The organism is uncultured Massilia sp. (genome assembly GCF_913773735.1).
Lineage (GTDB): Bacteria > Pseudomonadota > Gammaproteobacteria > Burkholderiales > Burkholderiaceae_D > Telluria.
This window is the reverse complement of the sequence record NZ_CAJYEB010000041.1, coordinates 126633-145733: the sequence shown is the minus strand read 5'-3', so window position 1 is coordinate 145733 and position 19101 is coordinate 126633. Positions and strand designations below refer to the sequence as shown.

Genomic DNA, 19101 nt, shown 5'->3' with positions numbered 1-19101 from the left:
GAACCGGGGTAGAACATGGAATTTTTCAAAATCAAGCGGGACATCCCGTTCATGCGCCACGCGTTGATCTTCAACGCGATCTCGGCGCTGACCTTCATCGCCGCGGTATTCTTCCTGGTGACCAAGCCGCTGCACTTCTCGGTGGAATTCACCGGCGGCACCGTGATGGAGCTGCGCTACCCGCATGCGGCCGACCAGGAGAAAATCCGCGCCAACCTGACCAAGCTGGGCTACGAGCAGCCGGAAGTCTCGAGCTTCGGCAATGCGCAGGACGTGCTGCTGCGCCTGCCGATCCGCCAGGGCAGCAACGCCAACAACGCGTCCAACGCCGTGTTCAACGCGCTGTGCGCGGCCGAGAGCGGCGCGCCGAAGCAGGTCCAGCAGACCACCGACAAGGGCGAGAGCGTCACCCGCACCAGCTGCGTGAACGCGGCCGGCGCCGAAGTCGTGAACCTGCAGCGCGTCGACTACGTCGGCGCCCAGGTCGGCGACGAGCTGGCCCGCAACGGCCTGAACGCGCTGATCATGGTCGTGGTCGGCGTGATGATCTACCTGGCCGTGCGCTTCGAGTGGAAGTTCGCGGTGGCGGCGATCATCGCCAACCTGCACGACATCGTGATCATCCTGGGCTTCTTCGCCTTCTTCCAGTGGGAATTCTCGCTGACCGTGCTGGCCGGCATCCTGGCCGTGCTGGGCTACTCCGTCAACGAATCGGTCGTGATCTTCGACCGGATCCGCGAGACCTTCCGCAAGCAGCGCAAGATGAGCGTGACCGAGGTCATGGACCACGCGATCACCAGCACCATGTCGCGTACCATCATCACCCACGGCTGTACCGAGATGATGGTGCTGTCGATGCTGTTCTTCGGCGGCCAGAGCCTGCACTACTTCGCGATGGCGCTGACCATCGGCATCCTGTTCGGCATCTACTCGTCGGTGTTCGTGGCCGCGGCCATCGCCCGCTGGCTGGGCGTCAAGCGCGAGGACCTGATCAAGCCGGTCAAGGAGCGCGACGAGACCGACGGCGCCGTGGTCTGATCGCCCTGCGCATCGCTTCGATAGAAAAAGCCGCCCGGCCATGCCGCGGCGGCTTTTTCTTTGTCGAATGTGAAATGACGCACAGAGCTTGACTTAGGGAAGGCTTAAGATGGACTCGTCTCTTTCAGGACATCCCTAGTTTTGGACTTCACCCGCTCCCGCAAGGAGCGGGTTTTTTTTTGCCCGGCCAGCTTTTATCCGGCGATTGATTGGCGCCGGATTGCGCTAGATCTCATCGTTTTACAAAAAAGGAAGAAAATTTAACAAGTGTGAGTCAACGCACAGAATATGCGTGTGCAGGGAACTAAGATGGACTCGTCTCTTTCAGGACATCCCTAGTTTTGGACTTTAACCCGCTCCCGTAGCGGGTTTTTTTTGTCCTACTGCAGCGCCGCCGTCAGGCTCCTGACCTCGTCTTCCGACTCGCGCAGGACCGAGGCGAGGGTGCCCGCGCCCACCGCGAAGTCGATGGTGGCCGTGGCCTGCAGGCCGGCCACGGCCGGGCGGTCGAGCAGGGGCGAGCGCACCGGCGCCAGGTCGGTGGCCAGCAGCAGGGTGTCGCCCAGGGTTTCCGGCGGCAGCGCGCGCATGCCGTTCCACATCGCCTCGATGGCGCCCATCACCGGCGCCGGCACGCCCAGCTTGAGCAGCACGCCGCGGCCGATCGCCGCTTCGCCGTGCTCGACCCAGTCGTCCGGATCGCCGTCCAGCAGGCCGGGGAATTCCGGGGCGCGCGACAGCAGGTAGAAGCCGCCGACCTCGTGCACGATGCCGGCGAACATGGCGGTTTCCGGATCGACGCGCGAGACGCGCCGCGCGATCACCAGCGACAGCGCCGCCACGTGGGCCGAGCGCCGCCACAGCTGGTCGGCCCTGGCGCGCAGCGCGGGATCGACGAGGCCGCCGGCGAGCTGGCGCACGATCACCGACGCGGCCAGCGCGCCCAGCGTGCGAAAACCCACGCGCTGGACGGCGGCATTGACGTTGGTGACTTCGTGGCCGCTGCGGTTGTAGGCGGCCGAGTTGGCGATGGCGACGGTGCGCGCGGCCAGCAGCGGCTCGGTCTGGACCAGGCGCACGGCCTCGTCGACGTGGCAGCCGGGGTCGCCCAGCGCGCGCTGCAGCTTCAGCGTCGCGTCGACGTTGGTGGGGAAGTGGAGTTCGCCGCGCCCGGCTTGCGCGGCGATGCTCTTGAGGGCGTCGATTCTGTCCATGGGCAAAAATTATACTCCCAAGAAACATTCAGCCTGCAGAACCCGCAGGCAGGGGCACGGCTCGCTGGGTTCAGGGCTCGCTGAAGATGGCGTCGCAGCCGTCCTTCGGCTCCTCGTCGTCCTCCAGTTCGTCCACCAGGCCCAGGTCGAACAATTCTTCGACGGCGTTCATGTAGCTGTTCAGCGTCGCCGCGCCGATCAGGCGGTAGATGTCGCCGGCTTCGTTGCGCACGCCGATCACCATCGGCTCGTCGCGCACCTCGGCCGCACTGGCGTTGTCGAGCAGCAGGTTGCCGATGATGTGCTTGTCGAAATGGGCGGGTTTCTTGTCTTCCAGCAGGGCGGTATTCACGGATTGTCCTTTGTCGTGGTGCGTGTTGCGGAACCGTGCGCCGGCGTCGTCACGCCGGCCTCGTCCAGGCGGGCGCGCAGCCGGCCCAGCGCACGGTCCAGTTGTTCGAAATCGCTGTCGCCATAGTCGGCAAACAATTGCTTGCCGTGCGCGACGACCGCCGGGAAGACCTGGCGGAACAGCGCGTCGCCGGCGGGGCTGAGGCGGACGGAGAACGAGCGCTTGTCCGCGCTGCTGCGTGCGCGCTCGACGATGCCTTTCTGCTCCAGCCGCTCGATCACGCCGGTCAGCGTGCCCTTCGTGATCAGGGTGCGCTCGCCCAGTTGCTTGTAGCTCATGCCCGGCGTATTGCCAAGGGTGGCGATGATGTCGAATTGCGCATGCGTGAGGCCGAACCGGCGCACCGGCGCGGCCGTCAGGCGTTCGAAGCCTTGCAGGCACTCGGCCAGCAGGCGCACACTCTTCAGATATCGTTCACCCATCCCCGGATTATAGCGGCCCGCGCCCGATTCGCCGGGCGGCCGCGTCGTTTCCGGTGCCGCCATGCAGGCGGCATCGTCGGGGAAACCGGTGCGGCCTGGCGCCGATGCCATTGATCTCCAGTATCATAGCCAATCGATCGAATTCCGCGCGCGCCGCGCGTCGCACCGTCCCGGCAATGACCCCGAATTTCCCCGCGCACCCCGTCCATGGCGCAAGCTGACCTGTCCCGACTGGCGCAGGAGGCGCCGCTGCGCGTCCTGCTGCTGAATGCCGGCGAGCCGGACACGCTGACCTGGTCGGGCCTGGTGCAGCCGCTGCGCCTGGCCGCCAAGCTGCTGGGGCCGCAGCGCCTGCACGTGGACGTGCGCAGTCCCGACAAGTTCACCGGCGAGGCGCAGCGCCACTGGCACCTGGTGCTGCTGGCGGCGGACGAGGCCGAGGCCGGCCTGCGCCCGGCCAACCTGCGCTTCCTGGCCGCACGCTGCCGCGAGGCGGCCTGCTGGGGCGGCGTCGGCGCCGGCGTGCTGTGGCTGGCCGAGGCCGGCGCGCTGCCGGGCGTGCGCATCGCCTTGCCCTGGTCGCTGTATCCGGACGTCGACATGCTGGCCGACCAGGCGCTGCTCAGCCCGCACCTGTACGAGATCGACGGCACGCGCCTGACCTGCTGCGGCGGCGCCGGCAGCCTGGATTTCGCGCTGACGCTGGTCGACATGCTGTTCGGCGCGACGGTGCAGGCCCAGGTCAAGGAAATCCTGTGCGTGGACCGCGTGCGCGGCCCGGAAGAGCGCCAGCGCGTCGCCCTGCAGGCGCGCTTCGGCGTGCTGCAGCCGAAGCTGACGGAGGCCGTGACGCTGATGGAGGCGAACATCGAGGAACCGCTGTCCACCGACGAGATCGCCCAGTTGGCGGGCATCTCGCGGCGCCAGCTGGAGCGCCTGTTCAAGCAATACCTGGGCGCGCTTCCCTCGCGCTACTACCTGGAACTGCGCCTGAAGCGCGCCCGCCAGTTGCTGCGCGACACCAACCATTCGATCGTGCAGGTCGGCCTGATGTGCGGCTTCTCCTCCGGCTCGCACTTCTCCACCGCCTTCGGCACCCTGTTCGGCAACACCCCGCGCGAAGAACGTCAACGCAAGCTCAGCGAATAAACCGGGGTCAGAGCCGGGGTCAGAGCCGGGGTCAGAGCCCGAAATTTGGCAATTTCCACCAGATCATTTCCAAAAACCGGGCTCTGACCCCGGCTCTGACCCCGGTTTGAGGTGGCGCAGCTGGGATAGAGGGATGGATGACTTAGCGCGACATAGGCTTGGTATTGGTCAAGATGCCTGTAGTTGGCGAGTGACTATGCCGGGGCTCGAAAGCGGCGGGTGGTATGGTTCGTCCAAAAATGAAAATGCCTGTCGCAGATCGGAAAGAACGGCAAGGTTTGGCTTCCTTATAATGGGGCGCTCGGCGCGGCTGCTGGAGTTCGCGCGACCCCCTTTATTTGGATGAGGAAAACGTCATGAATGCTAAGCTCGATTCGGGTGTCACCACGCGGCCTGTCACACGCCAGACTTTCGACGAGGTGCTCGTCCCCACCTACGCCCCGGCGGCGATGGTGCCCGTGCGTGCGTCGGGCCTGGACGTGTGGGACCAGGACGGCAAGCATTACCTCGACTTCACCTCCGGCATCGCCGTCTCGAGCCTCGGCCACTGCAACCCGGTCCTCGTCGATGCGATGACGCGCCAGATCAATACCCTGTGGCACCTGGGTAACGGCTACACCAACGAGCCGGTGCTGCGCCTGGCCGCTGCGCTGACCGAGGCGACCTTCGCCGACCGCGCGTTCTTCTGCAACTCGGGCGCCGAAGCCAACGAGGCCGCCCTGAAGCTGGCGCGCAAGTATGCGCACACCAAGTTCGGCCCGCACAAGTCGCGCATCGTCTCGTGCTACTCCTCGTTCCACGGCCGCACGCTGTTCACCGTGTCGGTCGGTGGCCAGTCGAAGTACACCGAAGGCTTCGAGCCGCTGCCGCCGGAAATCAACCACATCAACTACAACGACATCGAATCCGCGCGCGCCGCCATCAAGGACGACGTGGCCGCCGTGATCGTCGAGCCGATCCAGGGCGAGGGCGGCGTGATCCCGGGCGACGTCGCGTTCCTGAAGGCGCTGCGCGAACTGTGCGACCAGACCGGCGCGCTGCTGGTGTTCGACGAAGTGCAGTCGGGCGTGGGCCGCACCGGCGCGCTGTACGACTACATGAACGTCGGCGTGACCCCGGACATCCTGACCTCGGCCAAGGCGCTGGGCAACGGCTACCCGATCGGCGCGATGCTGACCACCGACGAGATCGCCCAGCACTTCAACGTCGGCTCGCACGGCACCACCTACGGCGGCAACCCGCTGGCCACCACCGTGGCGCTGAACGTGATCGAGCAGATCAACCAGCCGGCCTTCCTGGAGCGCGTGCGCGCGGCGTCCGCCAGCATCTTCGCCAACCTGGAAAAGCTGGCCGCCGACTACCCGCAGCTGTTCGCCAAGCCGCGCGGCAAGGGCCTCCTGATCGGCCTGCCGATGGCCGACGGCGTCAAGGGCAAGTCGAAGGACTACACCAAGGTCGCCGAGAAGATGGGCCTGATGCTGCTGATCGCCGGCCCGGACGTGGTGCGCCTGGCCCCGGCCCTGGTCGTCTCGGACGAGCAGATCGCCGAAGCGGACCGCATCATGCGCGCCGCCGCCGACGAATTCGCCGCGGCGTAAGCGGCGCCGCATGACGCACGACGGCCCGGGCAACCGGGCCGTTTCCTTCGGCCTGACGTTTTTCCGGGAGTTTCCATGTACGTAGTCCGTCCGGTAGAACCCGCGGATATCGGCGCCCTCGAGACGCTCCTCGCCGCGTCCACGCCGGGAGTGCATACCCTGCCGCGCACGCGCGAGAAGATCGCCGCCTTCGTCGAGCGATCGAGCGCCTCGTTCGCCGCCCATGTCGACATTCCCAGCGAGGAGTCCTACCTGTTCGTGCTGGAGGACGCCGCGCGGCGCGAGCTGGTCGGCACCGCCGCGATCCACGCGTCGGCCGGCTCGAACGGCACCTATTTCGCGTTCCGCAACGACGTGATCCAGCAGGTCTCGCGCGACCTGAACATCAGCCACAGCGTGCACGCGCTGACCCTGTGCTCGGAACTGACGGCGTATTCCCAGCTGTCCGGCTTCTACATCCGCCAGCAGCAGGACATGGGCCGCGAGGCGGCGCTGCTGTCGCGCGCGCGCCTGCTGTACGCCGTGCTGGCCCCGCACCGCTTCGGCGACCGCTTCTTCGTGCCGCTGGCCGGCGTCACCGACGAGAACGGCCAGTCGCCGTTCTGGGACGCGCTGGGCCGCAAGTTCTTCAAGATGGATTTCCTGGACGCCGAACGCACGATCGGCGGTGCCCGCAACCGCACGCTGATCGTCGAGCTGATGCCGCATTATCCGGTCTACGTGCCGCTGCTGCCCGGCTCGGCGCAGGCGGCCATGGGCCAGATCCATCCCGACGGCCAGCTCGCCTTCGACTTGCTGGCCGAGGAGGGCTTCGAGGCCGACGAATACGTCGACATCTTCGATGGCGGCCCGATCCTGCAGGCGCACAAGAACGGCCTGCGCTCGTTCCGCGGTGCGCTGGTGCGCAAGGTGGCCTGCGCCGAGCAGCAGCCGCCCGCGCGCGGCGGCAAGTCGGCGATGGTCGACTACGCGGTGGCCAGCAGCGAGCGCAAGTTCCGCGCCGTGGTGCTGCCCTGCCTGCCGGCCGAGAGCGGCGACACCATCTGCCTGCCGCCCGATGCCCGCGAGGCGCTCGGCGTCGACGCCGGCGACAACGTCATCTGCATGCGCATCTGAAGAAAGGGAATCCATGCTCGTCATCCGTGCAATCACTCTCGACGACATCGATCCGCTGATCGACATGGCGCGCCAGGTCGGCAGCGGCATGACGACGCTCAAGCCGGACCGCGCCATGCTGGGCGAGCGCGTGCAGACCGCGGTCGCCTCGTTCGCACAGGCCATCGTACCCGAGGAGCGCGACTACATGTTCGTGATGGAGGACACCGCCGCCGGCCGCCTGGCCGGCGTGTGCGCCATCAAGGGCGCGGTGGGCCTCACCGAGCCGTTCTACAACTACCGCATCGGCACCCTGGTGCACTCCAGCCGCGAGCTGGGGGTGTTCACGCGCATGGACACGCTGTACCTGTCCAACGACCTGACCGGGTCGAGCGAACTGTGCTCGCTGTTCCTGCGGCCCGAATACCGCACCGGCCACAACGGCAAGTGGCTCTCGAAGAGCCGCTTCCTGTTCATCGCCCAGTTCCAGCACCTGTTCACCGAGAAGATCATCGCCGAGATGCGCGGCTTCCAGCTCGACGACGGCACCTCGCCGTTCTACGAGGGCCTGGGACGCCACTTCTTCAAGATGGACTTCGACCACGTCGACGGCCTCACCGCGCTCGGCAAGAAATCCTTCATCGCCGAGCTGATGCCGCGCCAGCCGCTGTACGTGGCCTACCTGCCCGAGGATGCGCAGCAGGTCATCGGCCAGGTGCACCGCTCGACGCTGCCGGCGCGCAAGCTGCTGGAGCAGGAAGGCATGCACTACGAGGGCTACGTCGACATCTTCGACGCCGGCCCGGTGCTGCAGGGACGCGTGGCCGAGCTGCGCGCCGTGCGCGATTCGGTGCTGGCGACGGTCGAAGAAGGCGCGCCGCCGGCCGAGGGCGACCCGGTGCTGGTGTCGAACACGCGCCTGGACGACTTCCGCATGATCCTGGCGCACGGCTGCGGCGGCGAGGCGCAGGTCGCGCTGTCGGTGCGCGAACTGCAGCAACTGCATTGCCGGCCGGGCGACGACGTGCGCACGCTGACACTCAACACAAGGAAAAACGCTCATGGCTAACCTGTCGAACTACATCAACGGCGCATGGCTGCCCGGGAGCGGCGCCGAGCTGGAGACGATCGATCCGTCCACCGGCCGCCGGACCTGGACCAGCAACGCGTCCAGCGCCGAGGACGTGGCCCGCGCCGTGCAGGCCGCGCGCGCCGCCTTCGAGACCTGGGCCTTCACCGGTCTCGAGGAACGCATCGCCGTGTGCCGCGGCTTCCGCGACCTGCTCAAGGAGCACAACGAGGAACTGGCCGCCATCATCGCCGAAGAAGTCGGCAAGCCGCTGTGGGAAGCGCGCACCGAAGTGACGACGATGGCCAACAAGGTCGACATCTCGGTGCAGTCGCACGCGGCGCGCACCGGCGAGACCGTGGCGCAGATCGCCGACGGCGCCGCCGTGCTGCGCCACCGCCCGCACGGCGTGTTCGCCGTGTTCGGCCCCTACAACTTCCCCGGCCACCTGCCCAACGGCCACATCGTGCCGGCCCTCATCGCCGGCAACACGCTGGTGTTCAAGCCGAGCGAGTACGCGCCGCGCACGGCCGTGCGCACCGTGCAGCTGTGGGAAGAGGCGGGCCTGCCGGCGGGCGTGCTGAACCTGGTCAACGGCGGCCGCGACACCGGCGTCGCGCTGGGACAAAGCGACGTCGACGGCATCCTGTTCACCGGCAGCAGCCAGACCGGCGCCGCCCTGCACAAGCAGTTCGGCGGCCAGCCGGGCAAGCTGCTGGCGCTGGAAATGGGCGGCAACAACCCGCTGGTGGCGTGGGACGTGCAGGACGTCGACGCCGCCGTGCACCACATCGTGATGTCGGCCTTCATCTCGGCCGGCCAGCGTTGCACCTGCGCGCGCCGCCTGATCGTGCAGGACACGCCGGCAGGCGCCGCCCTCGTCGCGCGCCTGGTGGAAGTGGCCGCCAGGCTGGCCGTGGGCGCGTCGAACGCCGAGCCGCAGCCGTTCATGGGGCCGGTCGTGTCGAGCGCCGTGGCCGCGCGCCTGCTCGAGGCCCAGGCGATGATGGAACGGCAGGGCGGCAAGGTGCTGCTGCAGATGCGCCAGCCCGACCCCGACGCCGGCTTCGTCACCGCCGGCATCGTCGACGTCACCGATGCCCGGGACATCCCGGACGAGGAGTGGTTCGGCCCCCTGCTGCAGGTGGTGCGCGTCAAGGATTTCGATGCCGCCATCAAGGCCGCCAACGCCACCGCATTCGGCCTGGCCGCCGCGCTGCTGTCGCCGTCCGAGGCATTGTGGCAGCGCTTCGCCGCGCGCGCGCGCGCCGGCGTGGTGAACTGGAACCGTCCGACCACCGGCGCGGCCAGCTCGGCGCCGTTCGGCGGCGTCGGCAAGTCCGGCAACCACCGTCCCAGCGCCTACTATGCGGCCGACTACTGCGCCTACCCGGTCGCCTCGATCGAGACGGCCGAGCTGGCGCTGCCGGCCAAGCTGTCGCCGGGCCTGAGCTTCTGAGGGGAACGCCGCGCATGTACAACGCCCGTGAATTCAACTTCGACGGCCTGGTCGGTCCGTCGCACAACTACGCCGGCCTCTCGTTCGGCAACGTCGCTTCGTTCAACAACGTCAAGAGCGCGTCGAACCCGCGCCAGGCCGCGCTGCAGGGCCTGGCCAAGATGCGCGAGCTGGCCGCGCGCGGCTTCGCGCAGGCGCTGCTGCCGCCGCAGTCGCGGCCGAACTTGCGCATGCTGCGGCGCCTGGGCTTTTCCGGCACCGACGCCGACGTGCTGGCCGGCGCCTGGCGCGACGCGCCGGTGATCCTGGCGTGCGCGTATTCGGCCGCGCCGATGTGGACCGCGAACGCCGCCACCGTCAGCCCCTCGGCGGACACGGCGGACGGTCGCGTGCATTTCACCGCCGCCAACCTGAACAACAAGCTGCACCGCGCCGAGGAACACGTGCAGGCCACGCGCACGCTGCGCGCGCTGTTCGCCGACAGCGACCGCTTCGTCGTGCACGACGCGCTGCCGTCCACGCCGGCCTTCGGCGACGAGGGCGCGGCCAACCATACGCGCTTTGCCAGCAGCCATGGCGCGGCCGGCGTCGAGTTCTTCGTGTACGGCCGCGTCGAGTTCGACCCGTCGGCGCCCAGCCCGAAGAAATACCCGGCGCGCCAGACGCTCGAAGCCTCGCAGGCGATCGCGCGCCTGCACGGGCTGGATGCGGCGCGCACCGTGTTCGCGTCGCAGAATCCGGACGTGATCGACCAGGGCGTGTTCCACAACGACGTGATCGCGGTCGGCAACGGCAACGTGCTGTTCTACCACGAGCAGGCCTTCGCCGACGAAGCCGGCACGCTGGACGCGCTGCGCCGCGCGCTGGGCGGCGTGGGCGCCGACCTGCAGGCGGTGCGCGTCGATACCGGCGTCGTGCCGGTGGCCGACGCGGTGGCCAGCTACCTGTTCAACAGCCAGCTGCTGTCCAAGCCGGACGGCCGCATGGCGCTGGTGGTGCCGCACGAGTGCCGCGAGAACGCCGCGGTCGCCGCCTACCTGCAGCAGCTGGTGGCCTCCGGCGGCCCGATCGACGAACTGGTCGAATTCGACCTGCGCCAGAGCATGCGCAACGGCGGCGGGCCCGCCTGCCTGCGCCTGCGCGTGGCGCTGACCGATGCCGAGGCGCAGGCCATGCACCAGGGCGTGGTCATGACCGACGACCTGTACGCGCGCCTGGTGCCGTGGGTCGAGCGCCACTACCGCGACCGCGTCGAGCCGAAGGACCTGGCCGACCCGCAGCTGGCGCGCGAATGCATGGCAGCGCTGGAGGAACTGGAGCGCCACCTCGGCCTGCCGGGACTGTACGACCTGTCGTAAAGCCGCATGCCGGCACGCGCGCGGCCGTTGCGGCACTCGCGCGCGTAATGACGGCGTGCTTTAATAACGGATTAGCTTTCGAGAACAAGAAAGCACGAGATCGGGACGGGACAACCCTGTCCGTAAAAGCGGGAAGCGCCCACGCCACAAGCCGCGGCGCGTCCCGCGCAATCAATCAGCTTTGGAGAAGCAAATGAACAAAGACATGCCTCAAGACCTGCGCACCCGCACCCTTGCGCTCGTCAACGAGAACAAGCCGGCCGACGCTGGCGACCAGGTGGGCGCGCTGATCGGCGCCTGGCTCGGCGCCCTCGACGAGGAAGACCTGGCCGGCATCGCCCCCGCCACCCTGGCGCCGGTCCTGTGGGACGGCTTCGCGCAGGTGGTCCAGCGCACCGCGCCGGGCTGCCAGATCGCGCAGATGCGCTACCAGGACGGGCGCGGCGGCATGTCGACGGCATTGCTGATCCTGAACGAGGACATGCCCTACCTGGTCGACTCCTTCGTGATGGCGCTGCGCCGCCAGCGCGTGGTCGCCTCGGGCGTGATGAACGCCGTGCTGCCGGTGCGCCGCGACGCGGCGGGCAAGGTGAGCGCCGTCGGCGACGCCGGCGCGCCGCTCGAGTCCTACGTCCTGTGCCTGCTGGCCGAGGACCTGCCGCAGGAAGAACTGGCGGCCCTGGTCGAGCGCCTGCAGATGGTGGCGCGCGACGCCGCCATCGTCCATCGCGACGACCTGGCCATGCGCGACCGCATGACGCAGGTGGCCGCCGCCGCCGCGGCCCAGGGCACCCCGAACGGCCAGGAAGTCGCTTCCTTCCTCGAATGGGCCAAGAACGAAGGCTTCGAGCCGTTCGGCTACGCCTACTACTTCGTCAAGCCGGGCGTGACCGAGCTGGAACGCGACATCCCGAGCCGCATCGGCGTGCTGCAGGACACCGCGCACCCGGTGTACGGCACCTGCCTGCAGAACATCCCGGGCGACCTGAACATCCTGTCCAAGCGCGACGAGCCGCTGTCGATCGTCAAGGCCGACGTGGCCGGCACGCTGCACCGCGACCAGCCGCTGGACTTCATCGGCGTGCGCGCCCTCGACGCCCAGGGCAACACCGTCGGCGAGCACTGCTTCGTCGGCCTGTTTACCCGCGCCGCCACCTCGACCCCGCTGGCGCGCCTGCCGTTCGCGCGCGGCCGCGTGGCCAAGGTGCTGGGCATCGCCGGCGTGCGCCAGGAAGGCTTCCGCGCCGAGAAATTCATCGAGATCCTGGAATCGCTGCCGCGCACCGAGGCGCTGGAAGCCGATCCGGAATGGCTGGCCCAGGTGTGCAGCTCGGTCGTGTCGCTGTACAAGCAGCCGCGCGCCAAGGTGTTCGCGCGCCGCGACGTCTACGCGCGCCACCTGAACGTGCTGGTCTACCTGCCGCGCGAGCGCTACAGCGCGGCCGTCGTCGCCGCGATGGCGCAGGCGCTGAAGGACAGCTCGGGCGCCGTCGACGTGCGTACCCAGACCCTGGTCGCCGACGGCCCGCTGGCGCGCGTGTACCTGATCGCCCAGGCCGCGCGCAATCCGCTCGACCTCGAAACCGACATCCAGAAGCCGCTGCTGGCCGTGCTGGACGGCTGGCACGACCGCTACACCGCCCTGATCGACAGCGTCGAGGACGTCCCGACCCGCAACACGCTGCGCAAGTTGCTGCCGGCGCTGCCGGTGAACTACGTGGCCGCCACCGCGCCCGAAGTCGCCTTCCGCGACGTGGGCGCCATCCTGAGCAACGGCAAGCCGGGCCACGTCTCGGTGCGCATCGAAGCCAATGAAACGGACGGCTCCCGCAGTTTCTCGTCCGTCCGCCTGTACTCGACCGGCTCGGTGCCGTCGCTGTCGCGCATCCTGCCGGCGCTGCAGAACGCCGGCGTGGCCATCGACCGCGAGCAGAGCTTCTGGATCGCCACCCCCGACGGCACCCGCCACTACGTGACGAGCCTGATCGTCGACGCGGATTCCGCCGCCCGCCTGGCCAGGCCGGGCATCGCGCAGGTCGCGGAAGAGCTGTTCGCCGCGCTGATCAACGACGAGGCCGAAGACGGCCGCCTGAACGGCCTGTCGATCGAAGGCGGCCTGTCGCTGCGCGAAGTGCAGCTGGTGCGCGCCTACATCAGCTACTGGCGCCAGGCCGGCAGCAAGTTCTCGACCCGCTACATGGCCGAGACGCTGCGCGTGCGCGCCGACCTCGTGCGCGAACTGGTCGAGGGCTTCAAGCTGCGCTTCGACCCGGCGCTGTCGCAGGAAGAGCGCGCCTCCGGCGTCGCCAGGCTGGACGCGCTGAAGCAATCGCTGGCTGCCGTGAACCACGCCGACACCGAGGAAATCCTGGCCGCGCTGGTCGACCTGGTGATGGCGACCGTGCGCACCAATTACTTCCAGAAGTCGGGAGAAGGCCGGGGCGAAAAAATCATCTTCAAGTTCGACACCAGCAACCTGCAGCTGGTGCCGGAACCGCGTCCGTTCCGCGAGATCTACGTGTTCTCGCGCCGCTTCGAAGGCGTGCACCTGCGCGGCGGCCCGGTCGCCCGCGGCGGCCTGCGCTGGTCGGACCGCATGGAAGACTACCGCACCGAGGTGCTGGGCCTGGTGAAGGCGCAGATGGTCAAGAACGCCGTCATCGTGCCGGCCGGCTCGAAGGGCGGCTTCGTCTGCAAGCAGATGCCGGCGAACGCCGCGCGCGACGTCGTGGCGGCCGAGGGCGAAGCCGTCTACCGCCTGTTCATCGCCAGCCTGCTGGAAGTGACCGACAACCGCGTGCGCGGCGAGATCGTGCCGCCGGCGGACACCGTGCGCTACGACCAGGACGACCCGTACCTGGTGGTGGCCGCCGACAAGGGCACCGCGACCTTCTCCGACATCGCCAACGGCATCGCCGTCTCGCGTGGCTTCTGGCTGGGCGACGCGTTCGCCTCGGGCGGCTCGAACGGCTACGACCACAAGAAGATGGGCATCACCGCCAAGGGCGCGTTCGAAGCCGTCAAGCGCCACTTCTACGAGATGGGCCATGACATGAACACGACCCCGGTGACGATGGTCGGCGTGGGCGACATGTCGGGCGACGTGTTCGGCAACGGCGTGCTGCTGTCGCGCCAGCTGAAGCTGCTGGCCGCGTTCGACCACCGCCACATCTTCCTCGACCCGAACCCGGACGTCGCCGTCTCGTTCGCCGAGCGCCAGCGCATGTTCGCGCTGCCGCGCTCCTCGTGGGAAGACTACGACAAGTCGCTGATCTCGCAGGGCGGCGGCGTGTATCCGCGTAGCGCCCGTCACATCGAGATCTCGCCGGAAGTGCGCGCCGCGCTGGACATCCAGGAAACCAGCCTGAGCCCTGAAGAGCTGATGCACCGCATCCTGCTGGCGCCGGTCGACCTGTTCTACAACGGCGGCATCGGCACCTACATCAAGGCGTCGACCGAGACCCATGCGCAGGTGAAGGACCGCGCCAACGACAATATCCGCGTCAGCGGCAACGAGCTGCGCGTGAAGGTCGTGGCCGAAGGCGGCAACCTGGGCGCGACCCAGGCCGGCCGCATCGAGTTCGCCCTGCAAGGCGGCCGCATCTTCACCGATGCGATCGACAACTCGGCCGGCGTGGACTGCTCCGACCACGAAGTCAACGTCAAGATCTGGCTGGACACCGAAGTCAACGCGGGCCAGCTGCCCGAGGCGGACCGCAACCGTATCCTGAACGAGATGACCGGCGACATCGAAGACCTGGTCCTGCGCGACAACACCCTGCAGACCCACCTGCTGGTGCGCGAAGCGCAGGCGCAATCGAACGCCGCCGTGGTCGACGGCTATGCCGCGCTGATCGCCAGCCTGGAAGCCGAGGGCGCCGTCTCGCGCGAACTGGAACAGCTGCCGGGCGACGCCGAGCTGCAGCGCCGCAAGGCCGCCGGCCAGGGCTTGACCACGCCGGAACTGGCGGTGGTCATCGCCAACGTCAAGAACCGCTTCAAGCGCACCCTCGCCGCGCTGCCGCTGGTCGAGCAGCCGTGGGCCGAGACCATCCTGCGCCCGTACTTCCCGGCGCAGCTGGTCGCCACCCGCGATCCGCTGGCGCACCCGCTGGCCAACGCCATCCTGGCGACCGTGCTGGCCAACGAATCGGTCAACCGCTGCGGTCCGCTGATGCTGCGCGACCTGGCGCTGGAACACCGCATCGACGACACCGCCGTCGTCACCGCATGGGGCCAGGCCTGGGCCGCGCTGCACCTGGCGCCGGTGTTCGACGCGCTGGACGCGGATGCGCTGGTGGTGCCGCGCGACGTCTCGCAACAGGTCGATGCGCGTACCCGCCTGATGCTGCGCACCGTGATCGAGGGCGTGCTGTCGCTGCCGGCCGAGCAGGCCGGCGCCGGCGGCATGCAGGAACTGTCGGCGCTGTTCGCGTCCCCGGACGACGTGGCGCAGCTGATGCCGCCGCGCACCGAGGCCGACATGCAGAGCGGCCTGTCGCCGGCCTTCGCGCAGGCGTGGAAGGCGGTCGACACGATCGAATCGCTGGCGGCGTTCCTGTTCGCTGCGGTGTCGGTGCAGCGTCCGCAGGGCATGTCGCTGGCGCAGTTCCTGCAGGTCGGCATGGCGCTGCGCCAGCAGGCCGGCATCGACACGCTGGAGCGCGGCCTGAAGCTGCCGGCCACCAGCAAGTCGCAGGAACAGCTGCGCAACTACGCGCTGCAGGCCCTGCGCCGCACGCAGCAGCGCCTGCTGCTGCTGGCGCTGGAACGCAGCAAGGGCGGCGACATGCTGGCGGCGGTGCAGGAGCTGACCGCGGCCATGGGCTTGAGCGGCTACGCGCAGGCGACCGACCTCGAACAGGCGATGCTGGACGTCTGGGCGCTGTCGGAAGGCGCCAGCCCGGAACGCCTGGCGGCTTGAACCATGAGCGCGGCCAACCATGACGCGTTGCCGGCATCGGTACGGGCCCTGGCCCGCGCCGATTTCGACGAGGTCGCCGCGCGCTTTGGCGCCGCCGGCTTCGCGGTCGGGCTGCCCGCCAGGGGCGTCCTGACCGTCACCGCCGCCGCGCGCTCCCCGGAGCGCGCGAGCGTGCTGCTGTCGGTGGGCGTGCACGGCGACGAGACCGGACCGATCGAGATGGTCGCGCACGCCGTCGAGGCGCTGTCGCGCGAACCCGCGGCGCTGGGGGTGGACCTGATGCTGTGCGTCGGGAACATCGACGCCATCGCGGCGGGCAAGCGCTTCATCGACGCGGACCTGAACCGCATGTTCCGCAGCGAGCGCGGCGACCTGGCCGGCACCTTCGAGGCCGGCCGCGCCGATGCGCTGATCGCGGCCACCGCCGCCTTCTTCAACGGCGGCGGCGCGCGCCGCTGGCACCTCGACCTGCACACGGCGATCCGCGGTTCGCGCTACCCGCGCTTCGCGATCGTCCCGCAGCTGATCGAGGAGGGCGCCCGCAACCGGCTGATCGGTTGGCTGGGCAGGGGCGGCATCGAGGCCGTGATCATGAATCCGGCGTCGGCCGGCACCTACAGCTACTGGACGGCGCAGCACCACGGCGCGGCGTCGTCCACGCTGGAGCTGGGGCGCATCGGGACGCTGGGGCAGAACGACCTGTCGCAGTTCGCGGCGATGGCGTCGGCCCTGCACGGCCTGCTGCGCGGCGATGCGTCGGGCGGGGGGCCGGCGCCGCGCGTGTTCGACACGGCGCGCTCGATCATGAAGCTGTCCGACGGTTTCCGCATGGCGTTCGGGCGCGAGACCGAGAACTTCACGCCGCTGAAGAAGGGCGACGTCATCGCCACCGACGGCGATACCGTGTACACCGTGCAGCACGACGAGGAGTTCGTCGTGTTCCCGAATCCGGACGTGCGGGTCGGGCTGCGGGCGGGGATCATGGTGGTTCGTGTCGGCTGATCCTCCTTCGGCACGAATCTTTCGTGCGCGTTAGACTACCTGTATCGCAGGTTTTTGGTGGGCACGGGGTGCCCACCCTACGGTTCATGTGAAGACGTAGGGTGGGCACCCCGTGCCCACCAGGCATTTGCATCACACGGGAGTCTTTCATGAGCCATCTGTTTTCCCCCTTCCAGCTGGGTCCCCTCGACCTGCCCAACCGCATCGTCATCGCCCCCATGTGCCAGTACTCGGCCCGGGACGGCTTTCCCACCGACTGGCACATGATCCACCTGGGCCACCTGGCCCTGTCCGGCGCGGCCATGCTGGAGCTGGAAGCCACGGCCGTCACCGAGGACGGCCGCATCTCGCCCGACGACCTGGGCCTGTGGTCGGACGAGCACGCGGCCGCGCTGGAACCCATCGTCCACGCCATCCGCCGCCATGCGCCGATCAAGATTGCCGTCCAGCTCGGCCACGCCGGGCGCAAGGCGTCCAGCGACGTGCCCTGGCAGGGCGGCGCCAACATCCCGCCCGACCAGGCGCGCGGCTGGCAGACCGTGGCGCCGTCCGCCGTGCCGCACGCCGACGGCGAGACCGTGCCGCTGGCGCTCGACCGCGACGGCCTGCAGCGCGTGAAGGACGCCTTCGTGGCGGCCGCGCGCCGCGCCGATGCGCTGGGACTCGATGCGATCGAGGTCCACGGCGCCCACGGCTACCTGCTGCACCAGTTCCTGTCGCCGCTGGCGAACCGGCGCGACGACGACTACGGCGGTTCGCTCGAGAACCGCATGCGCTTCCCGCTCGAGGTGTTCGCGGCGATCCGCGCGGCCGTCTCGCCCGGGATGGTGGTGGGGATGCGCATCTCGGCCACCGACTGGGTCGAGGGCGGCTGGGACGTGGAGCAGAGCGTCGTGCTGGCGCGCGCGCTGGAGGCGCTGGGCTGCCAGTTCCTCCACGTGTCCAGCGGCGGCGTGTCGCCGCACCAGCAGATCCCGGTCGCGCCGGGCTACCAGATCGGCTTTGCCGCGCGCATCAAGCAGGAGGTGGCGATGCCGGTCATCGGCGTCGGCCTGGTCACCGAGGCGCGCCAGGCCGAGGCGATCGTGGCCGACGGCCAGGCCGACCTGGTGGCGCTGGCGCGCGCCATGCTGTACGACCCGCGCTGGCCGTGGCACGCGGCGGCCGAACTGGGCGCGACGGTGACGGCGCCGCCGCAGTACTGGCGCTCGCAGCCGCGCGAGCACAAGGCGCTGTTCGGCGATACGCGGCTCGGGCAGCGCTAGGAGCCTGCCTGCTGCGCCCCCCGTGCGCAGCGGACGCGCGCAGGGAGGCCGGGCGACCGCTCGTCCCGCCAATCCTGCAGTTCGTCGCACGGGGCGGACCCGTCCGCATGGGCCTTGCTAGAGTGGATCGTCGGCATTGCCGCCCCATCCACAGACAACAAGACAAGGACTCTCCATGCGCACCTCCCTCGCCATCGCCGTTGCCGTCACCTGCGCCGCCCTCGGCGGCTGCGCCATCGTCGTCAATCCGGGCACGGACGGCGACGTCCAGGTCCGCACGCCGTTCTCCAAGGATGGCGTGCAGGGCAACGGCGTCCTCGCCAGCGACCAGCGCGCGGTCGGCACCGTGCAGGGCCTGGAGGTGAGCGGCTCGATCGTGGTCGACGTGCGCGTCGGTCCGGCCACCTCGCTGCTGGTCGAGGCGGACAGCAACATCCTGCCGCTGGTGCGCACCGACGTGCGCGGCGACCGCCTCGTCGTCGAGGTCGAGCGCTCCTGGCGCAGCAGCAATCCGGTGCGCGTGACCTACACGGTGCCGCGCCTGACCGACGTGCGCCGCGGCGGTTCCGGCCGCCTGTCGGTGCAGGGCCTGAACGGCGCGCCGCTGACGGTGTCGAATTCGGGATCGGGCACGACCGTGCTGGCCGGCCGCGTGGCCAGCCTGGATGCGGACAGCGCGGGTTCGGGCAGCCTGGACGCCACCATGCTGGAGAGCGCCAGCGCCAACCTGCGCCTGACCGGCTCCGGCCACATGAACGTGGGCCAGGTGCGCGGCGACTATGCGATCGTCAAGCTGGACGGGTCGGGCCAGCTGCGCGTGGGCGGCAGCGTGCGCGCGCTCACCGCACGCGCGAGCGGCTCCGGCCAGCTGGACCTCGCGCACCTCGCGAGCGAACAGGCCGACCTGTCGTCGACGGGGTCCGGCGGGATCACGGCCAACGTGAGGCAGTCGCTGATCGCGCAGAACGGCGGCTCGGGCGGCATCCGCGTGTACGGCAATCCGGCGCAGCGGTCGGTGAGCGGGAATCTGGTGCAGCTGGTGAATTGAGGCGGCGGGAGGGCAGGGGCAGGGCGGGGGCCGAGCAGGGGCAGAGCA

General features: G+C 69.1%; 14 protein-coding genes. 11 read left to right on the top strand and 3 right to left on the bottom strand.

Annotated features, from left to right (window positions below; all coding sequences use genetic code 11):
- Positions 1–15 precede the first annotated feature (15 nt).
- Entirely contained in the window at positions 16–1038 is a 1023-nt protein-coding gene (gene secF, locus QZ749_RS21495; RefSeq protein ID WP_296951190.1) for a protein translocase subunit SecF, read from the top strand.
- A gap of 380 nt (positions 1039–1418) precedes the next feature.
- Here secF and QZ749_RS21490 read toward each other — a convergent pair whose 3' ends face one another.
- The 3 genes from QZ749_RS21490 to QZ749_RS21480 all read right to left on the bottom strand — a co-directional run bounded on the left by QZ749_RS21490 (position 1419) and on the right by QZ749_RS21480 (position 3197).
- The gene (locus QZ749_RS21490) at positions 1419–2252 is read right to left on the bottom strand and encodes an HDOD domain-containing protein (RefSeq protein WP_296951185.1); all 834 of its coding nucleotides are present in this window, start codon (positions 2250–2252) and stop codon (positions 1419–1421) included.
- 70 nt (positions 2253–2322) lie between these two features.
- Positions 2323–2604: a hypothetical protein gene (locus tag QZ749_RS21485; RefSeq protein WP_296951182.1), complete on the bottom strand. Its 282-nt coding sequence runs from the start codon at positions 2602–2604 to the stop codon at positions 2323–2325.
- Positions 2601–3197 carry a MarR family winged helix-turn-helix transcriptional regulator gene (locus QZ749_RS21480; RefSeq protein WP_373896846.1) on the bottom strand — a complete coding sequence of 199 codons (597 nt, stop codon included), beginning with the start codon at positions 3195–3197 and terminating at the stop codon, positions 2601–2603. Before QZ749_RS21480 ends, QZ749_RS21485 begins: the two co-directional genes overlap by 4 nt.
- Positions 3198–3293: 96 nt before the next feature.
- Here QZ749_RS21480 and QZ749_RS21475 point away from each other — a divergent pair, with 96 nt between their 5' ends.
- The 10 genes from QZ749_RS21475 to QZ749_RS21430 all read left to right on the top strand — a co-directional run bounded on the left by QZ749_RS21475 (position 3294) and on the right by QZ749_RS21430 (position 19053).
- Positions 3294–4235, top strand: coding sequence for a GlxA family transcriptional regulator (locus QZ749_RS21475; protein ID WP_296951180.1), 942 nt, complete (start codon positions 3294–3296; stop codon positions 4233–4235).
- A 356-nt stretch (positions 4236–4591) separates the two neighbouring features.
- A complete protein-coding gene (gene astC, locus QZ749_RS21470; RefSeq protein WP_296951177.1) occupies positions 4592–5833 on the top strand; it encodes an acetylornithine/succinylornithine family transaminase in 1242 nt (413 codons plus the stop codon).
- Positions 5834–5908: 75 nt separating this feature from the next.
- Entirely contained in the window at positions 5909–6949 is a 1041-nt protein-coding gene (locus QZ749_RS21465; RefSeq protein WP_296951174.1) for an arginine N-succinyltransferase, read from the top strand.
- A gap of 13 nt (positions 6950–6962) precedes the next feature.
- Positions 6963–7997 carry an arginine N-succinyltransferase gene (gene astA, locus QZ749_RS21460; RefSeq protein ID WP_296951171.1) on the top strand — a complete coding sequence of 345 codons (1035 nt, stop codon included), beginning with the start codon at positions 6963–6965 and terminating at the stop codon, positions 7995–7997.
- Positions 7990–9456, top strand: a complete 1467-nt coding sequence (astD, locus tag QZ749_RS21455) for a succinylglutamate-semialdehyde dehydrogenase (RefSeq protein ID WP_296951168.1) — start codon at positions 7990–7992, stop codon at positions 9454–9456. Before astA ends, astD begins: the two co-directional genes overlap by 8 nt.
- Positions 9457–9470: 14 nt before the next feature.
- Positions 9471–10814, top strand: a complete 1344-nt coding sequence (gene astB / locus QZ749_RS21450; protein WP_296951166.1) for an N-succinylarginine dihydrolase — start codon at positions 9471–9473, stop codon at positions 10812–10814.
- A 193-nt stretch (positions 10815–11007) separates the two neighbouring features.
- Positions 11008–15738, top strand: a complete 4731-nt coding sequence (locus tag QZ749_RS21445; protein ID WP_296951163.1) for an NAD-glutamate dehydrogenase domain-containing protein — start codon at positions 11008–11010, stop codon at positions 15736–15738.
- 3 nt (positions 15739–15741) lie between these two features.
- Entirely contained in the window at positions 15742–16740 is a 999-nt protein-coding gene (locus QZ749_RS21440; protein WP_296951160.1) for a succinylglutamate desuccinylase, read from the top strand.
- A 149-nt stretch (positions 16741–16889) separates the two neighbouring features.
- Entirely contained in the window at positions 16890–18005 is a 1116-nt protein-coding gene (locus QZ749_RS21435; RefSeq protein ID WP_296951158.1) for an NADH:flavin oxidoreductase/NADH oxidase, read from the top strand.
- 175 nt (positions 18006–18180) lie between these two features.
- The gene (locus tag QZ749_RS21430) at positions 18181–19053 is read left to right on the top strand and encodes a head GIN domain-containing protein (RefSeq protein WP_296951155.1); all 873 of its coding nucleotides are present in this window, start codon (positions 18181–18183) and stop codon (positions 19051–19053) included.
- Positions 19054–19101: the final 48 nt, after the last annotated feature.